General features: G+C 45.7%; 17 protein-coding genes and 1 pseudogene. 15 read left to right on the forward strand and 3 right to left on the reverse strand.

Features of this window, described 5'->3' with window-relative positions; genetic code table 11:
- Window positions 1-26 precede the first annotated feature (26 nt).
- From MKX46_RS20895 to MKX46_RS25625, 12 genes and pseudogenes are all read left to right on the forward strand, one after another.
- Complete coding sequence (locus MKX46_RS20895) at window positions 27-1,763, forward strand: ABC transporter ATP-binding protein (protein WP_341071919.1); 1,737 nt, start codon at window positions 27-29, stop codon at window positions 1,761-1,763.
- Window positions 1,744-3,582 (forward strand): ABC transporter ATP-binding protein, encoded by a 1,839-nt coding sequence (locus MKX46_RS20900; protein WP_341071739.1) that lies wholly within the window; start codon window positions 1,744-1,746, stop codon window positions 3,580-3,582. Before MKX46_RS20895 ends, MKX46_RS20900 begins: the two co-directional genes overlap by 20 nt.
- A gap of 319 nt (window positions 3,583-3,901) precedes the next feature.
- Window positions 3,902-4,558, forward strand: a complete 657-nt coding sequence (locus MKX46_RS20905; protein ID WP_039269397.1) for a DJ-1/PfpI family protein — start codon at window positions 3,902-3,904, stop codon at window positions 4,556-4,558.
- A gap of 143 nt (window positions 4,559-4,701) precedes the next feature.
- Complete coding sequence (locus MKX46_RS20910) at window positions 4,702-5,901, forward strand: MFS transporter (protein WP_341071740.1); 1,200 nt, start codon at window positions 4,702-4,704, stop codon at window positions 5,899-5,901.
- Window positions 5,894-6,553: a TetR/AcrR family transcriptional regulator gene (locus MKX46_RS20915; RefSeq protein ID WP_341038886.1), complete on the forward strand. Its 660-nt coding sequence runs from the start codon at window positions 5,894-5,896 to the stop codon at window positions 6,551-6,553. Before MKX46_RS20910 ends, MKX46_RS20915 begins: the two co-directional genes overlap by 8 nt.
- 146 nt (window positions 6,554-6,699) lie before the next feature.
- Window positions 6,700-7,611, forward strand: a complete 912-nt coding sequence (locus tag MKX46_RS20920) for an AraC family transcriptional regulator (protein WP_069010343.1) — start codon at window positions 6,700-6,702, stop codon at window positions 7,609-7,611.
- A gap of 457 nt (window positions 7,612-8,068) precedes the next feature.
- The gene (locus tag MKX46_RS20925) at window positions 8,069-8,728 is read left to right on the forward strand and encodes a hypothetical protein (protein ID WP_029516074.1); all 660 of its coding nucleotides are present in this window, start codon (window positions 8,069-8,071) and stop codon (window positions 8,726-8,728) included.
- On the forward strand, window positions 8,716-10,140 hold the full coding sequence (locus MKX46_RS20930) for a hypothetical protein (RefSeq protein WP_341071741.1): 1,425 nt from the start codon (window positions 8,716-8,718) through the stop codon (window positions 10,138-10,140). Before MKX46_RS20925 ends, MKX46_RS20930 begins: the two co-directional genes overlap by 13 nt.
- Window positions 10,141-10,155: 15 nt before the next feature.
- The gene (locus MKX46_RS20935) at window positions 10,156-10,584 is read left to right on the forward strand and encodes a DUF4280 domain-containing protein (protein ID WP_341071742.1); all 429 of its coding nucleotides are present in this window, start codon (window positions 10,156-10,158) and stop codon (window positions 10,582-10,584) included.
- 20 nt (window positions 10,585-10,604) lie between these two features.
- Window positions 10,605-14,072, forward strand: coding sequence for a phage baseplate assembly protein V (locus MKX46_RS20940; RefSeq protein WP_341071743.1), 3,468 nt, complete (start codon window positions 10,605-10,607; stop codon window positions 14,070-14,072).
- A gap of 15 nt (window positions 14,073-14,087) precedes the next feature.
- The gene (locus MKX46_RS20945) at window positions 14,088-14,486 is read left to right on the forward strand and encodes a hypothetical protein (RefSeq protein WP_264454097.1); all 399 of its coding nucleotides are present in this window, start codon (window positions 14,088-14,090) and stop codon (window positions 14,484-14,486) included.
- Between the two features lie 266 nt (window positions 14,487-14,752).
- Window positions 14,753-14,884: pseudogene (locus tag MKX46_RS25625) on the forward strand (hypothetical protein); the annotation flags it as partial.
- Window positions 14,885-15,251: 367 nt separating this feature from the next.
- Here the strand turns inward: MKX46_RS25625 and MKX46_RS20950 are convergent.
- On the reverse strand, window positions 15,252-15,587 hold the full coding sequence (locus MKX46_RS20950; protein WP_341071744.1) for an HAD hydrolase family protein: 336 nt from the start codon (window positions 15,585-15,587) through the stop codon (window positions 15,252-15,254).
- A gap of 524 nt (window positions 15,588-16,111) precedes the next feature.
- Here MKX46_RS20950 and MKX46_RS20955 point away from each other — a divergent pair.
- The 3 genes from MKX46_RS20955 to MKX46_RS20965 all read left to right on the forward strand — a co-directional run bounded on the left by MKX46_RS20955 (window position 16,112) and on the right by MKX46_RS20965 (window position 17,527).
- Window positions 16,112-16,489, forward strand: a complete 378-nt coding sequence (locus MKX46_RS20955; protein ID WP_340931500.1) for a hypothetical protein — start codon at window positions 16,112-16,114, stop codon at window positions 16,487-16,489.
- A gap of 16 nt (window positions 16,490-16,505) precedes the next feature.
- On the forward strand, window positions 16,506-16,733 hold the full coding sequence (locus MKX46_RS20960; RefSeq protein WP_318627042.1) for a hypothetical protein: 228 nt from the start codon (window positions 16,506-16,508) through the stop codon (window positions 16,731-16,733).
- Window positions 16,734-17,245: 512 nt separating this feature from the next.
- Window positions 17,246-17,527 (forward strand): hypothetical protein, encoded by a 282-nt coding sequence (locus MKX46_RS20965; protein WP_318627040.1) that lies wholly within the window; start codon window positions 17,246-17,248, stop codon window positions 17,525-17,527.
- A gap of 113 nt (window positions 17,528-17,640) precedes the next feature.
- Here the strand turns inward: MKX46_RS20965 and MKX46_RS20970 are convergent, their stop codons facing one another.
- On the reverse strand, window positions 17,641-19,041 hold the full coding sequence (locus tag MKX46_RS20970; protein WP_029516079.1) for a sugar porter family MFS transporter: 1,401 nt from the start codon (window positions 19,039-19,041) through the stop codon (window positions 17,641-17,643).
- A 227-nt stretch (window positions 19,042-19,268) separates the two neighbouring features.
- Complete coding sequence (locus MKX46_RS20975; protein WP_029516080.1) at window positions 19,269-20,606, reverse strand: response regulator transcription factor; 1,338 nt, start codon at window positions 20,604-20,606, stop codon at window positions 19,269-19,271.
- Window positions 20,607-20,609: the final 3 nt, after the last annotated feature.

Below are 20,609 nucleotides of genomic sequence, written 5' to 3' on the forward strand. Positions count from 1 at the left end.
GGGCAATTGGAGGAATGCTTGTGGGGATGATGTTCTCTTTTCTAAAAAAATATCGGGTTCCAGCCATCGCGGCACTCGTGATGATGTTGCTGGAATTGACGGTAGAGCTATCGCAGCCATATCTGATCTCCAAAATCATTGATGAGGGCATCCGGCAGCAGGATTTGTCTGTCGTCTGGTTATGGGGCAGTGTACTGGTGGGGAGTGCCGTTATCGCCTTTATGGCGGGTATATCCAGCTCTTTTTTTGCTTCACATGCAAGTCAGGGCTTCGGCTATGATTTGCGGGAAAAGCTGTACCGTAAAGTGCAATCCTTTTCGTATCCTGTGTTTAAACGTTTTGCCACTTCGTCGCTGATTACGCGCCTGACCGGAGATGTCACGCAAGTACAAGATACGGTGTTTATGAGCCTGCGGTTTATGACAAGGGTTCCGCTTGTAGTCATCGGCAGTATTGTGATGGCACTGGTTGTACATTTCAGGCTTGGACTATTATTGGCGGTTATGGCCCCGGTGCTGTTCGTGTTTGTGTTGGTGATGATGCGGCGAACGGTCACTTTGTTTAAGGGGGTCCAGCGTCGCCTAGATGACGTTAACGGAGTGATTCAGGAGAATCTGACAGGTATCCGTCTCATCCGGGTTTTTGTGCGGATGCGGCATGAAATCGAACGTTTTGCCCATTACGGAGGCGAATTGATGAAAGGGACGGTGTCCGCTCTACGCTGGACAGAAACGACGATGCCGTTCATTTTGTTTACGATGAATGCAGGGATTATTGCAGTACTTTGGTTCGGACGCGGCCAAATTTCCACTGGGGATGCCAGTGTAGGACAGGTGGTCGCAGTCGTCAATTATTCACTGCGGACGATTGGAGCCTTATCTGCCTTATCAGGTATCGTTGTTGTGTTTTCCCGGGCAACTGCATCTACGGGTCGGATTCGAGAGGTATTGGAAACATCTAATGAAGATAGGCAAGGGCTGGAGCCTGTTTCAACACATCATACACGGATTGAGGGACAGGTGGAAATGGACCGGGTGAGCTTTCATTATCCGGGCAGTGATCTGGCTGTCCTAAAGGATATATCTTTTAAGGCGCAATCGGGCGAGCGGATAGCTATTATGGGGGCCACTGGCTCGGGAAAAACCTCACTTGTGCAGTTGATTACGCGTCTCTATGAAGAGGATGAAGGTCATGTGCGCTTTGACGGAAAGGACGCCCGTGAACTGGATGCGTCCATATTGCGAGAGGCCATTGGCTATGTCCCTCAGGAGGTACTGCTATTCACCGGCTCGATTCGGGATAATATTGCTTGGGGGCTGGAGAATGCCAGTCTGGAGCAAATTAAGGAAGCCGCACGCATGGCGCAAATTCATAATATGATTGAACGCTTGCCGCAAGGCTATGACACGATGCTTGGGCAGCGTGGCGTCAATCTGTCTGGCGGACAGAAACAGCGACTTTCGATTGCCCGCGCACTGGTACGCCAGCCGGCAGTGCTGATTTTGGACGACAGCACAAGTGCATTGGATGTAGGGACAGAAGCAGCATTACTGAATGCACTCGATGGCCTGTCCTGTACGACATTTCTCATTACGCAGAAAATCAGCTCGACCGCATCGGCAGATCAGATTTTACTGCTGGATGAGGGTCGTCTGATGGCAAGCGGAAGCCATAAGCATCTCATGGATAGCTCGGATCTGTATCGACGTATCTATGAATCACAATATGGAAAGGAGGAGTCGCATGTTCAAGGAACTCATTGAACCGTTCCGTCAGCCTACACCGCCGTCCGGTGTGCTGCGAAATCCGGCGGGAGCTGAAGAACGCCGCAAGGCCAAAGCGAAAAACTGGTCCGGCACCTTAGGACGGATATGGGCTTATCTGGCTCGCCGTAAGGCCAAGCTGATGCTGGTACTGTTCATGGTACTGCTCAGTTCCGGGCTGGCTCTGCTGGGTCCATATCTGGTCGGCGTAGCGGTGGATGATTTTCTCGAAGGTCCGGGGGGACGCACGTGGATTTATTTTCTCATCGGATTAGGAGCTGTATATCTGCTCAACTCACTAACCTCCTGGCTGCAAAATATCTGGATGATTGAGATTGCCCAAGAGACGGTGTACCGCATGCGTTTTGATCTGTTTTCACATTTGCATCGATTACCGATTCCTTTCTATGGCAAACGTCAGCAGGGCGAGATCATGAGCCGTCTGACCAATGATATCGAAAATGTCAGTTCTACGCTCAACAGCTCCGCCATTCAGATTTTTTCGAGCATATTGACGCTAATCGGTACACTCACGGTTATGCTGTGGTTAAGCCCACTGATGACCCTGCTGACCTTTATCGTGGTGCCGCTAATGGCTGCCGGGATGCGCTGGATTACACGTCGCACGGGGCCCTTATATAAAGAACGCCAGAAGAATTTGGGCGAACTGAACGGATATATCGAAGAAACGCTGTCTGGGCAGCAGATTATTAAAGCATTTTCGCAGGAGAAAAGAGTCATCCATGGTTTTGGCGAGCGCAATGACCGTATTCGGCTGTCGGGCTTCTGGGCCCAAACGATTTCAGGCTTTATACCGAAGCTGATGAACGGACTGAATAATCTCAGCTTTGCTATTGTAGCAGGGATCGGTGGGATTTTGGCCATTCGCGGTTCCATCACTATAGGTACAATTATTGTATTCGTAGAATATGCCCGCCAGTTCACCAGACCGCTGAACGATTTGGCTAACCAGTGGAACACCCTGCTGTCTGCTGTTGCCGGAGCTGAGCGTGTATTTGAAATATTGGATGAAGATGAAGAGTCCAAGGATGAACGCGGCGCAGTGGAGGTAGAGCATGTGGAGGGGAAGGTACGGTTTTCGGATGTTTCCTTCGGTTATGATGAGGGAAGCGCTACGCTGGAAGGTATCTCTTTTGAAGCCAAACCGGGTGAAATGATCGCGCTGGTTGGTCCGACCGGGGCAGGAAAAACGACACTAATTCAGCTTCTTTCCAGATTTTATAGCCCCGACAAGGGAACGATTACGCTGGACGGGCGCGATATCACCACCATACAGCGTGAAAGCTTGCGCTCCCGCATGGCATTTGTGCTACAGGACTCCTTCCTGTTTCAGGGGACGATTCGTGAAAATATCCGCTTCGGCAGACTGGACGCCACCGATGAGGAGGTTGAACAAGCATCGAAACTGGCCAACGCCCATTCCTTTATCATGCGGATGAAGGACGGATACGACAAGGTGCTGGAAGCGAACGGCAGCGGCATCAGTCAAGGGCAAAAACAACTGCTGGCTATTGCCCGTGCTATTTTGGCCAACCCTTCCATTCTTGTACTCGACGAGGCAACCAGCAGCATCGACACCATTACTGAGATGAAGATACAAGAAGGACTGGAGCGGCTTATGCAGGGTCGAACAAGTTTCGTCATCGCACATCGGCTGAATACCATTCGTCAGGCAACCCGGATTCTGGTCTTGAAGGATGGCCGTCTGGAGGAGCAGGGTTCTCATGATGAGCTGCTGGCTCACAAAGGCTTTTACAGTGATTTATATTATGGTCAATTGAGTAAGCAAAGCTCTTAAGCCGGCTCTCGATTCACAGATTTGTAGGCAAGATGTAGAAGCTTTATGATGCTAAAAAGGACTACCCTGGGGGTAGCCCTTTTTAAGTATGCCTTTTGGTGACAAGAGATGTTTGAAATTAACATACCCCCTTGAGGGCAGAGGCTTTTACGCTGGTAAGCGTATTATTACTTCAAAAGGTCACTGTTCTGGTTGTGGGCAATATCGTCTATGAAGAAAGCCGAGCAGTGTTTTCACAAAATTAAATATACCCATACCCCGTATATGTATGTTAGTATGGGTGTGCAAGAATAAAATCCCACTTCAAAGGAGAGTCATCATGAAAATCGCAATCATGCTTTTCGATGGAATCACAGCATTAGATGCCATAGGTCCATATGATGTATTTGCTGCTACACTGAAATGTGAAGTGAAGTTTGTCGCTAAGAAAAAAGGGTTAGTCAAACTGGACTCAAATATGGGTTATTTGCATGCCGATTACAGTTTTTCTGAAGTACCTTCAGCTGATATTCTTGTTGTTCCAGGCTGCAGTCCGCCAAATTATAAAACTCCAATGAATGACGAAGAAACGTTAAACTGGATTCGCCAAATACATGAAACTACGAAATGGACCACGTCGGTTTGTAATGGCTCTCTGATTTTGAGCGCCGCAGGCTTGTTAAATGGAACCGTAGCCACCAGTCATTGGGGCTCCTTAGACCTGCTTCAATCTCTTGGAGCCATTCCAACAGATGAGAGAGTGGTTCGTCAGGGCAAAATCATTACAGCAGCCGGTGTCTCCTCTGGTATTGATATGGCACTCCAGCTAATAGCATGGGAATTGGGAGAAGACATGAGTAAAGGAGTCCAGCTGATTTTGGAATACGATCCTCAGCCTCCGTTTGACACGGGTTCACCCAAGAAAGCACCTGCTATATTGGTAGAACAAATAAGAGGTATGTTACAAGAGTTTGCAAAAAGGGAGCCTCATGTGTAAATCAAGAATAACAAGATCTCTTTTCGGTATTAGCTAGGCTCAATAGGTTTGTATTTTTATTTACAATGCCCCCTATTTCAACTAATATAGTTTACACATAGTAAAGGATTACATAGTGTAAAGGGTTGGAGGGGGTTACAAACATGAGCAGCTTACCTAAGTCTGCTACATTTCCGCTTTTCATTCTGATGCTGAATTTGTTTATTGCTTTATTGGGTCAAGGCATGGTGATTCCCATTCTGCCTGAATATCTGAAACAATTTAATGCGGCAGGAGCTGCTGCGGGGTATCTTATTGCCGCATTTGGAGCAGCACAGTTTATTTTTTCGCCCCTAGGTGGGCAGCTTTCGGATAGATGGGGTCGAAAATCCATGATCATCACCGGTCTGTTTTTAACGGTCATTTCGGATCTCATGTTTGCTGTATCTACGACATTGCCCCTTTTATATATTGCCCGATTTATTGGGGGGATGGGTATTGGATTAATGGTTCCTTCCAATATGGCCTACGTTGCTGATATTACCACTCCTGAAACTCGCGCTAAAGGAATGGGGTACTTGGGTGCTTCCATGAATTTGGGGATGGTGCTTGGTCCGGGGTTAGGCGGTATGATCGCTGAGTTTGGCATAAGGGTGCCCTATTTTTTTGCTGGTGGACTTGGACTTGTTGCTACGCTGCTTAGCTTGTATATGCCAGAGACATTACCCAAGGAAAAACGAAAACCCGCTAGCCATTGGGTCCGCCGGGAACCCATTCGCAACCAAATCCTAAATTCATTTCGGACATCCTATTTTCGTTATCTTCTCCTCATTCTGATCATGACATTAGGTTTGATGAATTACGAAACAGTGTATGCTCTTTTTGTGGAACGAAAATATGGTTTTGATGCCACTAAAATCTCAATGATCATTACGGTTGGTGCAATTATAGGCATCGTTGTGCAGATATGGCTACTTGATTATCTCATCAAGAGACTTGGTGAGATAAAGCTTATACGTCTTTCTTTGATCATGACAGCCATCGCTTTACTGTTAATGATCATTAAGATTAATCTAGGTTATTTGCTGGCGGTATCTGCTCTGTTTTTTGCTTTTAATGCCTTCCTAAGACCAACGGTAAGTACAATGATCGCGAACTCAGCTGGTGATCGCCAAGGATATGCCGCTGGATTGAATACGACGTATACCAGCCTAGGCAATATATTGGGACCCATTTTAGCGGGCTTGTTGTTTGACAAACACATTCATATTCCTTATATTTTTGGTGCACTTATCCTTGCATCTGCCCTTTTCTTAACCTTACAAAAATCGAAAAATAAGAAACGGATGGTTGTGAATGACTGAGAACTGGCACCAGAATTTAAAAAACAAAAATCGGGAAGAACTCATTGCGGCTGCGAAGGAACTTTTTATGAAGCAAAGCTTTCTCAAAGTGAATATTAAGGATGTATGCAACGTGGCTGGTGTAAGCCGGGTCACATTCTATAAGCACTTTCAGTCCATGAACGAACTGATCTTTGAGGTCCAGATGGAAATCCTTGAGAGCATGACCGAATTTGTTAGAAGATCACCTTCAGCCGAAATGAGCGGTAAGGTGATGCTTACTTCGATGCTTGATGCATGGATTAATTACGCATGGCAACATCCGGAATACATCAAGTTTATTCTTTTATTCGATCTGCATTACGAAGCTTATGATTCAAATCAAGAACTCAAAGAACAGTACAACAATTTTGTTAGCCGGGAAAAGGAACGACATTTCCTGATGGATGCTCTGGAAGCTGGAATCCAAGATGGATCTTTAAAGTCCGACACAGAACCCTTGAAGACCGCTCATTTTATTTTCACTTCTATGATGGGTATACTCCAGAAAATGAGTCTGACGTCCAGGGGCGATTGGAATAACGAACTTGAGGATATACAAATCGCTAACCGATTTGTGGGAATGTTGATTCAGTATTTAAGTCCAGAAAGTGATGAACCCCCTACCTTTTAGGTAGGAGTCGCCTGCTGTATTCCAAAGGATTATAGATCGTCCAATGGACGAAATAGAAGTACACGGCTCAGTCTGCTAAACTGTGAAAATAGAGCGATTACATATACTTGCCATATTAGCCTTATCTATTTCACGGAGGTGCGGGGATGAACGGAAGTCTGTTTGAGCCACGGCTGCGTGACGGGGATTATATTCCCCGCTTTTTTGCTTACTATTACAAGCAATGGCATGACTATACGATGTCTTACCACGATCATCATTCCACTGAAATTATGTACATGATTTCCGGCTTTTGCAGGGTAGATGTACAAACGGGAGAGAACACGGAAGAAAGCATCACGCTGCGTAAAGGCGAGTTTATTATGCTGGACGCAGGTGTACCGCATCGACTGGTGGTGGAAGGAGAACAACCGTGCCGGATGCTAAATGTAGAGTTTGGTTTTACGGAAGGGGTGAGGGTAGGGCCGTCTATCCGACAAATCGCAACGGAGGAGCAGGAGGTCACGACTCTCATGTCACGTCCGTTCCCGTATCTGGTACTATCGGACCCGGAAGAGGTATATTATGCGCTGAAAAGTCTCGTGCTGGAGCTGGACCAACGAAAAGAACAGCCGGGTGCAATGGCAGAGATGCTTTTTATGCAATTGCTAGTACGAATTGCACGTCTACGGGAAGAGGCAGAGCGTAGCAACACGCAGCAAACGGATATGTACATCAAACGATGCATTGAATTTCTCCATCTGAACTATGATCGAGAGATTGTGGTCAAGGACATGGCGGCGGCCGTGAATCTGCACCCAGGTTATTTGCACCGTATTTTCAAAAAACATACGGGGCTAACACTCACCGCGTATTTAACAATGCTGCGAATGGACAAGGCCCGTATGCTTCTTCAGCAAACGGACATTCCCATTCAAGAAATTGCCGATTATGTAGGCGTAGCCAGCAGGCAGTATTTTCATATGCTGTTCAAAAAGCACACAGGCCAAACCCCTGTAGAATACCGCTCTGCTGTAGAGCGCAATGTGAGGAACTATGCGGAGGAGGAAGGGGACTGAATATATAGGAAGTTTTATGATTTATTCATATTCGCGTGGAGCTTACCTGATAAAAAGGTAGGCTTTTTTTGATTTTGAAAATAGGCAATTGGATTCAGGTTCAAAAGAATCATTTTTTGGGAATTGAAATTCATATGATTATTTTAAATTGAAGATGTTCATAGGCGAATTAACTTTATTTCTTTGAAAATGAAGACGTATTTTCACAAGTATGGATGCTTGTTTTGGGTAAAAAGAATCTGAATGATAGTAAATTTTTCATTTTTATGCATGATAATAGGTCTTATATCTTGATTATTTTATAAGAGTTATAAATTGACAATAACAAAAACACTTCGTATGATACCTATAATGTAAGGTATAAATTGGAATTCAAATGGTTCTTTGGATTCAATTATGTTATAAAGTTCCATGAAATGAATATTGAGATTGAACATATAAAGGAGTTTTACCGTGGATGGGACATATGGATGAACAAATTGCAGACATGATTAATACTGCACGGAAGGAACAACAGGGTGCATCTGGTCTCCCGAAATCGGATTTACACAATTACATAGAATCTGAGAGCGGCTTGGAACTTTATCCACTTAAGATGCTGGACGGAGAACGAATCGCTTTTGCAGAACGTCCTTTGCTGAACGACAAAATTTCGATATGGTTGCCCCGGACTTTCACCGAGATGGGTGAGCGGGAGATTGAACTTAAATATCCTTCGAGTTATCGCCCACCGCTCATTTTGACCGATCCAACAGGGGAGATCAATTTTTCTTTTAACCTGACACCAAGCGAACTGACGGATGAGGAGCTAGAGGCGTTCACCAGCGAGATGATCTACATTTTGCACCACACGCAAAAGTTGACGGAATGGTATGCAGACGGTGTGTGCAAGGTGTACGGACGACGGGTCGGATACTGTGAATTTATGACTCCGGCTTTGAATACGCGTCTGTATAATCTGACCTTTTTTGCAGCTCTGGAAGGGCATGCGCTTATATGCTCATTTAACTGTACGGAGGAACGTATGGATACATGGCGTCCGGTCGCTCAACGTATGATGACCACACTAAAAATCCTGCCTAGTGAGGCTGAAGGAGAAGGAACATGGAGCAGATAAGCACCACCTATTCTAATCTGAAAATCACGCCTTATCAGCTTATCAATGTACAGGAGTTCTACCTGGTCAAGCAGCTGAACGACCACACTCGGTTGCGTTTTACCGCTGTCGTGCCTGAGGAACTAAAAGATACTTATGTGGATATGACCAAATTTGACTCACCTGTCGGAATCTCGCAGCTGGCTGAGGATGGCACGGAGGTTCCCTTGTTTAGCGGAACAGTGCTGGCGATTGAAGTGAAGGCGGTACGAGATGTGTACTACCTGGAGGTAGAGGCTGTGTCGCATACCTACAGGCTGGATGTACGCCCCCAAAGTCGTTCTTTTCAGGACAAAAATATGAAGGTGGATGAACTGCTGCGTCGTATTTCGCTTCTTTATCCTAGCTTGGACATCATGGATTCGGCCACCGGAGGAGCGTCGATCGGGCGGATGTGGGTGCAGTACCGCGAGACTGATTGGGCTTTTCTCAAGCGGCTGGCTTCCTATTACCATACCTCCCTTATGCCCGCGGCCATATTTGATACCCCAAAGTTCTATTTTGGCATTGAGGAAAGTGGAACAGCCGTTCAACTGGACAATTATCATTACACGGTAAGCAAAAGAATCTCGGCATATCGCTACTTTGCAGGCAATGATACAGCTTCGGTGGACGAGCAGGATTTTCTCGATTATACCGTTGAAACAGAGCAGGTGCTGGAACTGGGCAATGAAATCCAATTCCGTGGCAAAACGCTATATGTATACGAGGCACAAACTCGTATGACGCAGGGAGTACTGCTGCACACATATACCTTGACGACACATAAGGGGTTGCGACAGAAAGCGTATTATAACGAGCAGTTGACGGGTCTGTCTCTGGAGGGAAAAGTGATCGCTGTCGAACGTGATCGGGTTAAAGTGCATCTGGATATCGACCCGGAGCAGGACAAAAATACAGCCCACTGGTTTCCATATGCAACAGGGTATAGTGCAGAGGGGCATAGTGGCTGGTATGTGATGCCTGAGCTGGGGGATAAAGTGCGTATTTATTTCCCGAACCAGCATGATGACGAGGGCATCGCGAGTAGCTCGGTCCGGCAGGATCGGGGGGATGGCGGCCACAATCATTTGAAGCATCCCGACGTAAAAATTTTCCGAACGCCACATGGTAAGGAAATCCGCTTGACACCGGACGAGGTGGTGATTACCGGCAAGGATGGCGCTGTTTTCATCAAGCTGAATCAGGGCGACGGTATTCATATGGTGAGCAACAAAGATATTCATTTTTCGGCAGGCGGTAACATCCACATGGAGGCGGGGCAAAAGGTGACTATTTCCGCCGGTCAGGAAATCAACCTGTCCAGCCGCAGCAGCCATATTACACTCGGTGGTGACACATCGGTCGTTGGCAGCGAAGTCAAAACGAATTGACGGAGGAAGCAGACCATGGCAAAAGAAAAAGCATCCATGACCATTCAGGCCGGATCAGGTGCAAAAAAAGGATATGTGGTTGCAGGGGCTATTTTGAAATGCAACCGTGGTACACAACCCACCCGGCTCAAGCGTCCGTTTAGCCACGGTGTTTACATCAAGGACAAGGCCCAGATGAATGTGGGGGATCACGAACCGGGAGTTCATATATCTGGGTTTGGTAACTGTTTTAGCTCGGCCAATCCGGCGGTTCAAAATAGCGAGATGGTGGACATTTTCGGTGTGAAGAAGGCGCCTTGTGTTCCGGTCATTCTTCGACCCTGGATTGGGGGCAAGCAGGATGTGCTCGTCGAGGGACAGCCTGCCTTGCTGGAGTATTGTACCAATGCCTGCCTGTATTGCGGAGCAATAACGATTGAAAATGACGGGCAGAATCTGGAATGATAGTGGGGGTTTCTCATCAAATGGACAAGGTGCAGGAAACATCCGGTTACCGTCATGTGGAATTACTGAGTAAAGTTCCGCTGCAAACCATGACAGACATTCGTATTGAGCGTAGATTGGGCGACCATGTGCGTTTGGTAGTAAGTGGTATCGTGCCGGAGGAAAATCAGGAACGGTTTATGGAGTTAGAGAATGAAGCCGAACCGGTTGAAGTCATCGAAAAGGACAAGGATGGCCAGCGGCTGCGTACGTTGTTTCATGGACAAATGACGCGTATCACGCTGAAGCAGGTACACGGTATTCATTACGTACAGTTAGAGGCCATATCGCATACGATTCGGGTCGATGTGAGGCCTGTGACCCGGTCTTTTCAAAATCATACCATGACGTATGGGCAGCTGCTGAAGCAGGTACTTACTGGTTATACAGGCGCAGATGTGATTGATACGGTCAGCGGGGGTGCTCAACTGGGCGCTTTGACATTGCAGTACAGAGAAACAGACTGGGCATTTTTGAAAAGGATGGCTTCCAGATTTGGAGCTGTGCTTGTGCCTGAGGCTGCCGCAGATGCCCCCAAGTTCTGGTTCGGTATTCCCGAGGGGCGACCCGCAACACTGGATGAGGTCCCGTATCGTTCAAGAAAAAGCTTTGTCGGCGCAGATGGGGCTTTTTCTGACGGGGACGGTTTGTCATGTGGAGCATCGTCGGTGTACGAAGCCGCAGCAATCCTTGGCGGCCCTCTTCCAGGATCGGGTCATGTGGACGACGGAATAAAATATTTTTGGAGTGATTCAAGCAGCAGTGAGCGACTATCTGCTGTCAGCGTGGATGGCTTCATGGGTAGAGCATTGCCTGGAGGAGCAGACCTTTGGCAAAGACAGCCGGGGATTCAAATCGGTATGCGCCATAACGAAGCCAACACCCCCTATGGTACGTTCTATACTGTGGAGAGTGCACGATATTTCCGCCCGGGAGATGTACTCTCTTTTCAAGGCAAGGAACTGCTCGTTGCGGATATCGTGTCCCGGATGGACCGGGGGTTGTTTTTACATACCTATACACTGGTTTCTGAAGATGAAATTCGGCAAAAGCCGATCTGGAACCATTCAGTGAGAGGGGCCTCCCTAGAGGGCCAGGTACTGGAAGTTGAGCGGGATCAGGTACGTGTACATCTCACCATAGATGCTGTACAGGAACGGGAAAAGGCATGCTGGCTCCCCTATGCAACAGGCTATAGTGCAGAGGGCCATAGCGGCTGGTATGTGATGCCCGAAAAAGGAGACATGGTGCAGGTACAGTTCCCGACTTTGCAGGAGTCGGATAGTTTTGCAGCCAGGTCTGTGAGGCGCAGTGGCAAGCCTATACCCGAGTTAGGCAATCCGGACATTAAATACTGGGGCACTCCTCATGACAAGCTGGTTAAGCTAAGCGCGCAAGAGCTGCTGGTATCGGCTAAAACGAATAGCGTATATATTTCACTTGATGCAAAGGGAATACAGGTACACAGTGACCATATGCTTTCAATTGCGGCCAAACGGGAGCTGACGATCCATGCGGAGGACACAGTGGATATAGCGGCAGTCGAGGCCATTTATTTGCAAGCAGGCAGCAGCAGTATGGTGATGGATGGCGAGACGGATATTCGTGCATCCAGGGTTAAACTGGATGGATTTACAAAACGCCCTGTTTTCGTAGCGGATTTAGAGCCTGTACCGGAGCCGCCGCTGATGTCCATTCAGGCTTATCAGGCTGCTCATGCGCCCAAAAGTACTGGCGGATCTGGAGCGGGCTCACCTAACGGAGGAAACTCAAGTGGTGGCCAGGCGAGGAAGACAGGTGCTTCACCCACCACACCTGCATCGCCGAAGGCAAACCTGCTTGGGGGGATACTAAACGTAGCTCAGAAGGCGCTGAGTATCATCGGTACGGTTCCCGTATTGGGGACGCCTGCCCGGATGGCGAACAGCAAGCTCACTTCGATTCGCCGTGACGTTGCCAAGGGAGGGCCAACCCGTGCCTTGAAGTATGCGGCCGCTGGTTTATCCATGCTGGCAGGCGTGCCATCAGGAGGCTGGGCTGTGCTGGGCGGAAGGAATCTGGCGCGGGAAGCCGCAGCCTTTAGCCGCCGGGTAGCTGCTTATAAAAAGAACGGCGTCGGACAACGCTACGCCTCCGCTTACAGGGGCAAAGTATGGACAGCAGCCCGCAACGTCGCTAGTTCCAGATCATTAGGGGAGCTAGCGAAAAATCTAGCCCATAATATGGACAAGCTGAACACGGAGTATCACAAAATTCCGCTTGAAGTGAGAAAAGGTTGGCGGAATAAGGAAGTTGAACAGTTACAACCCTTAGATGCCACCGGAGCGAAGAAAATTCTTGATGAGAAATTTGGTTCCATTAATCAAAATGACCAAAATAGAAATCTTGAATTTGAGGAATATGTTAAGAATGTAATGGTGATGCGTGAAGGAGAAACAGGTTTTTTAGAAGAAAAAGAAAGATTAAGGAATGAGTATGAAAGATATTATAAGTTTAATCCAAATAGGGATTTTGAAACTTGGTTTGCAAGGCTAACACAAACGAGTAAAGTAGAAAGTAACTCGGAGACAAAAGCCCAGTGGGCCTTCGTAGAGCTGATTTTAAATAAAAAGGATCCGTACCCTAGGCCAGTAAATCCCGAGCTAAAAGGAAAAACAGAGCCAGATGTTCGTTTAGAAACTGTGATGAATGCAGGAGCCAAAAAAGCGGAAAAAGAACAAGCTGAAGCTGATCTAAGGCGATGGTATCAAAATTTATACAAGGGTAAGCAACAACAGACTTTTGAAGAATGGTTTGCCCATCTTACAAGTAGTGATAAGATGGAAGCCGAGCAGGCACTAAGTGAATTCCGTGGGAAGATAGCATTAGAGAGCGCAATTTCTCAAGCACAGTTCGAACTCATAATTTCCACCGCATCTATTTTCCAATCAAGACAGAGCACCCGCCCGACTCTTGGTATTGTTTCTCGCGGCATGTCAAAAGGAACAGGGGCTATTAAGGGGAATTCTAAGATACTAGAGGAAACTGATATTGGTTCAACAATCAAGAATAAATTTCCTGATGAAGGGTTACCCAAAGACGGGAAAATACTAACATATACTTTAGAGAATGGAAGGATTAAAGGAATTAACGGCAGGACGCAAGTGGATTTTGTTATAGATAAAAATGGGAAATTAGTAATTGGGAAAAGGCATCATACCCTAGGCAATCGAGATGAGGTTCTTGCGGCAGGGCAATTGAAAATAAATGGACAAGGAGAAGTAAGACGAATTGACAATAAGTCAGGTCATTATCGGCCGACAGTAGCTGAAGCATCAAAGTATCCAGAACTCTTTGAAAAGGCTGGAGTAAAAGTAAAAGGAGGATGGATTGAATTATATAAATTTGAGATAAATAAATCGGGTTATCTTACAGAAGCTGAAAAAGTGGTAAGCAAAAAAATAAAATAATAGGAGTATGTTAAATTGGAAAATATAACACAAATGAATAAGCAACTTTTTAGAGAAAACTTATTAAAGACTGTTGATGAAATCAGAATACAAAAAGAATTAATAAATCAGGAGATTAGGTTTATTGTTGAACCTGTGGAGGAGCGTAGCAAAAACTTAAATTCAACAGATGAATGGATCAAATTAACACTTCTGAGTAAAGAGAATACTAATGGGAGGTATCTAGAATTAGAAGAAGTTATAAAACTACTTACTGGTTTAATTCCTTTAGTACCGATTTGGTTGAATATTTCTTTTGAAGAGATAAAAGATGATGTAGCAATTTTTAAAATTCAAACAAGCTTAAGATTCCGCAAACCTAGCATATTACAAAATCAAGAGACAGGTCATCCTCCGTTCAAAGCAGTATTTTAGACAAGTTGAATTCCTTGAATTCGAATAAAATAATAGGGTTTATATAGGTGTTTAAAGTGTCCAAAAGCCCCTAATGAGAATAAATATATTCAAACTGAAAAAAATGTTGATTTATGAATAATTAGTAATATGAAAAGACGATCGAAATCTAAGATGATCAGTGAGAAAAGATTAAAGACGCGTTACCACCGGAATGAAAAAACACAGAGCGACCTGAAACAGACAATCGGGTGATGCTCAAAGCGATATCGTGAGTCACCCGCACAGGAATGCCATGGCACAATATGCTAGACTATTATCCTTCCTGGTCCTCGTTATACACCTGGTTCCGCCGCTGGAAAATCGCTGGCATCTGGGAACGGGTTTTAGAGCATATTTCAATGGGCAACGAATTTTAGGGGGCAGTTCGCCTCGGGTCCATCCATAGGAAATACTCCCCCCTTTTGCCCTGGTTCCATGCTGATAGACAAGAACAATAGTCGCATCGTATCTTCCCTGGACATTCCCAGATGCTGAATAAGCTTCTCACTGGCGACGGCTTTGTGAATACCGGGAACCATGACCCGCTGTCCTTGCCGAGAGCAGATATGGTATATTGAATAACTGCAAAATTCCCCTGAAATTCTTTTTTTGTTCAAAAGGATTTCCAAAAACACTCCTTGTTCAAATCTCTACGATACAGATTGTCTTCTCCTACAATTAGGCCAGTGATAAAAGGATGCGAACGCTCTTCCTTTCTATCTGGCTGCGGGAACATTGTCCACATCACCCATAGATAGGCCGCTCCACATGGGGGAAAAAGTTTTTACTCGCAACGAGTCCCCCGTTCGATTCCAAATAAAAGTCCATTCCATGCAGATCAAAGTAGTCGATCATATGCTTTACATCTTCATCCGATACTTTGTGATGATATAGCATTTTGCCTTCCGTTTCTAAAAAGTCCCCGCCAGCGCCAATGATCCCGTCGAAACCAACCTCCATGTTAAAATCATAAATCTCCGCTTTGGATCGGCCTGTGTATAAATAAATGAGCTGCTCGTTCTTTATGGACTGGATACATGCTGTTTTCGCAGATTCGGGAATCATGCTGTCGTCATCCACCAGTGTTCCATCTATTCTATATCTAAAAAGATGATCTTTTTGTTCATCTCAGGTGTTCTATGCTCTCGAATGTTTTCTCTTATGTTACTAATATGTTTATATTAGGTATATATTGAATTTGAAAAATATAACAAGGAAAAGAGGGAATCGGGAATTAGAAGATGGATAAGTAGCTCCTGTCAATGTGACTAGAAAAATAGCTATCCGGGGGATTTTTTGATTTTATCGAATAAAGAAGGCATATCTAAGTAGAGCAAAGGTGGATGTCATTAACTAACCTGACTGAAGGTCCTTGTGTGTTCGATGGACGGGGCGGAGGTGGTGGCCCTAGCATAGCAGAATTCAAACAATATTTCTCACAGGTGGGAAAACAACAAATCTCCGTGAAAATATCTTCCAATAGTGTCTCAGTGAAACAACAGTCTGGGAAAATTGGGACTTAGGGAACTTGTTATGCTAAACCAACTGACCTATTCAAAGAAGATACCTTTGCCCCAAATGGGCAGAGGATCGCACCTAAAAATTTGTATCGAGAACTGAATAAGTCAAATGTAGGAAAAGAAACAGTAGACTTAATAAAACGGAATAATATAAAAATCAAACTGGATTATGGTGAAATTCCTTTAGATGACTTTGGAAATCAAATCTTGGGATTTGCAAATGTCAATACAAACACTATAAGAATATATATAAAAGGAACAGAGTCTGTTACTAGGACTACTCAAACAATTATCCATGAAGTTACACATAATTCATTAAAAAATCCTATTTATACTCAACGCGAAGAGGTTATTGCGTTTTTAAGAGAAGCAAAGCATATAAAAGAAGATCTTTCATATAGTGAAATTCGTGCTATCCTCAAAGAAGTGAAACTTCTTTATTCGAATTTACCGTATCGTTGACTTTAAGGAGGAAAATATGGATAACAATAATAAAGATAAGAATGATATTGATAGAAAGGTCTTGAATGGTGAAAAAGTTCCCTGTCCAAATTGTGGGAAAATCCTTCTTTATCAAAAAGCAGAAAGTGGTATGCATCCAAGTATTATATGTCCATCTGGAGACTACCATGTGCGATTAAATGTTAATAAAAGCGATATATTAGACAGGTTGGGTTTAACAAAACGGAACAAGGGTAATAAATAGGATCACATTGTTTGGTTATAGATATATTTTATTATAATTGTATTGTAATATTGTCAACAACAAGAACGTACAATACAATCAACAAACAACTTAATAAACTTTCAAAAGCTCTTTCCAACTTGAACCATGAGTAGGAATGAGCTTTTTTGCATGCAGAAAATGAGCTGAGGTACTGAACTATATGACAAAACGTGAACAATTCATTCAACAGATGAGGCTGCTTACATAGGCACATAAAACATATGAACAGCTTATGAATGAAATTGGCGGTTACTGCCAGCAAGCCAAGGAATTGCCCGAACAGGCGGCAGAGTTGCAGCGCTCAGGACGTATAGACTTTCAAATAAGAGCTGAAATTAAACAGTTACTGAATTAGGCGGAACATTTGAGGGATGTAGCAGATCAGAAAGACGGCCTGATGCGGTCAGCAAGGACTTTAATGGATTGATGATTTAGAGCGTCAAACATCTGAAGCTTGGATTTTATCCTCTAAATAATCCTATGAGAACACATTGGACATTACGGCAGGCAAGGTCATCTATTTGCAAAGAGGCAGCAGTAGTATGGTGATGGATGGCGAGACGGATATTCGTGCATCCCGAGTTAAGCTGGATGAACTTACGAAACGCCCTGTTTTCGTAGTAGATCTGGAGCCCGTTCCGGAGCCGCCGCTGATGTCAATTCAGGCTTATCAGGCGGCGTTAGTCAACGATACGCTGCCGCTATCCATTAATCAAAAACAGCCCATTCATAATTTCAAGCGATTTAAGGAGAAACGGGAGGGTAAATTATAAATGAGCAATAAAAAGCCTCTGAACCATTGCCGATTTAGGTCGGTATGACTCAGAGGGCGTGTATTTTAAAGCATTATAACATGTGTCGGGGCTTCTTGAGAGCTAAAGTTGGGTCATTTCCCAAGCCACATATTTTCCATCTGTTCAAGTGATCTCCCCTTGGTTTCGGGAACCTTGCGCCATATAAAGACTACGACGAATAACGAGATGGCTCCGAATAACCAGAAGGTATTGGACGGACCGGCTGAACTCAGCAGAGGAGGGAATGCCTGCGATACCAGATAATCACCGGCCCATAGTGCCATCGAAGCGATGGCTACAGCTTTGCCGCGAATGCGGTTCGGAAAGATCTCAGAGATCATGACCCATACGATTGGCCCAAGCGATATAGCGTAGGAGGCCACGTAGATCAATATCATGATGAGTACGAGCGGTCCGGTGGTCAAACCCATTTTGAATGCGGCTCCAATAATGACCAAACAGCAGGTCATCAACGAGGTGCCGATTATCAGCAGGATTTTTCGTCCCGCTTTGTCGATCAGCCATACAGACACGATGGTAAACAACACATTGATCAACCCGATCCAGATGGTCTGGGTCAAAGAAGCGTCTGTACCGAGTCCCATTCCTTTAAAGATAACCGGCGCGTAGTACAAAATGGCATTGATGCCGGTAATATGCTGCATAATGGCGAGCATGACACCGATAAAGAGAGCGACCCGAATACCGGGAGCAAACAATTGTTTCAATGAGTTGTTCTCATTTTTGAATGATTCCTTGATATCAAGCACTTCCTGCTTAGCGGCTTCTTCACCGTGAATTTTCAGCAATATCGGCAACGCTTCATAAGGCCGATTCTGTTTAATAAGCCATCTCGGGCTTTCGGGTATGAAGAGCATCAAGAGCATAAAGATCAGTCCTGGAACAGCTCCCACTCCGAACATCCAGCGCCAGGCTGTTGAGACACCCCAGGCTTCATCCCCCAGGCTGACGATCCACGAATTCTGAAAATAAACCAGGAAAATGCCCGTTACGATCGCCAGCTGATTTAAAGCAACCAAACGGCCGCGGTATTTGGCAGGAGCGATCTCCGCATTGTACACCGGACAAACGGTGGAAGTGATGCCTATGCCAATGCCGCCGATCATGCGAAAGATAACATACCCGGTGAACGAGTCTTGAAGCGCAGAGCAGATCGAGCCGACGACGAATAAAAATCCGGCGGCCAGTAATACCTTTTTTCTACCGATCCTTTCACTCATGTAGCCAGAGAGAGCCGCTCCCGTGATACTCCCTACAATCAGACTCGACACCGCCCAACCAACCTGAAATTCGCTCAGCGAAAAACGCTGCTGTAGGAATTCAACTGCTCCCGAAACGACCGCGATATCAAAACCGAACAGTATCCCTCCAAGCGCAGCTACGATGGATACTAGTGTCACGAAAAGCATATTGGGTTTTTCCGATTGAAGCGCTTTCTGTTGAGCGCTTTCATTATGAATGATTACTCCCATATAATCATCTCCCCTCCAGATTCCTAAAACCTCATTCCGTTCTTCGAGGAGAAGTATAACATGCGCTTATAAAAGAAAGGCCGGTTATCGTCTTCAATAAACGGACCTTTTCACGCACGATTTTGGCTTCGGTTCTCGAATTGGAGACGGAGGAGCTAAATCTAGCATTACCTTGTCATTCGAGCTTAAAAAAATCCATGCCGATGGTCGGCATGGATGAATTTCTACTATTTTTGGCTTTTGAACTCAGTGGGAGGAACCCCCGTTATCTTCTTAAAGACACGGCTAAAATAGTTTGGGTCCTTATAACCCACTTCAAAGCTGATTTCCTTCAGAGCAAGGTTACCCTCCTTGATCAGAGAAATAGCTTTATCAATCCGTAGCCGGGTTACGAAGTCGATGAACGTCTCTCCGTATTCCTGTTTGAAAATTTTACTGAAGTAGTGGGGATTCAAATGGACAAAATCAGCCACTTCTTCCAGCGAAAGCTCATCGTTGAATCGTTCCTCGATATACATTTTCGCTCTGCCCAGCATAGTCAGTGTTTGAACCTCCCGCTGTTCGCGTATCCGTTGCAGTGCTGACATGACGTACGTCTGCTGAAGCATTCCATTCTCCGCTTTGACGGCAAGCACAGAAGCGTTTCCAGCCTCTGACGACTTCAGTTCGTCAAAGTGGCAGTAACCTCCATCCCGCTTGCGTAGGGTGGAGGCAAAAACGGCTTCGAAATAGGACTTGCGAAGTCCTTCCTCGCCGCTATGCAGCGATCCGATTCCAATGGCCGTCTTAATGCCAAGTTGCTGGTGGGCAAGCTCGGAGAGCTGCTGAACGAGGTGTTTAACCAACTGGCGCCAGTCGTTTTCGCTGGTGGCAGGCGGCTTGCATAAAAAAGTGGCTACATGATGGTCGATCAGGGAGCTTACAATGGCATTCGGGCCATGTGTTTTTACATAGCTTCGGAAATGATCGTAAATTTTCTTTTTATCCTGCTCGTCCGGATATCCGTCAAAGGCGGCAATGATGGCGCTTCCCTGATCAAGAGGAAAGTCCAGCCATTCTGATAGCTGGGAAGCGCTCGAATCCACTGTCTGGTCGACCATAAGCATTAAAGCCAGCTCATTTTCTGCGAGCGGCATCAGCTGTGAGATTTTGTGCCTAAGCTCCAATTCTTCCGTACGTGCTCGCTTCTCGCACTCAATTTCTTCAATCAGTCGTTTCAGTGTGCCGATGATCAGTTCTCGCTTCGCCGGCTTCAGAATATATTCTTTTACGCCCAAAGAGAGCGCCTTCTGGGCATAGGCAAAATAATCGTAGGCAGTGACGAGCACGAATCGGGTATCGGGAAGCCGCTCCTTTAATTCACGAAGCGCTGCAAGCCCGTCGATTCCGGGCATATTGATATCCAGAATCGCAATATGGGGACGGTGCTCTTCCGCACATTCAATCGCCATGCGACCGTTGCCAGCATGAATAAACCGGAATATCCCCGGCATCGCCCGTTCCACTGTCAATTCCAGTCCTTCTCTCTCTAAAGCCTCGTCATCCGCGATTAACAACCGATACATCAG

Source organism: Paenibacillus sp. FSL P4-0113, assembly GCF_038009305.1.
Classification (GTDB): domain Bacteria; phylum Bacillota; class Bacilli; order Paenibacillales; family Paenibacillaceae; genus Paenibacillus; species Paenibacillus polymyxa_D.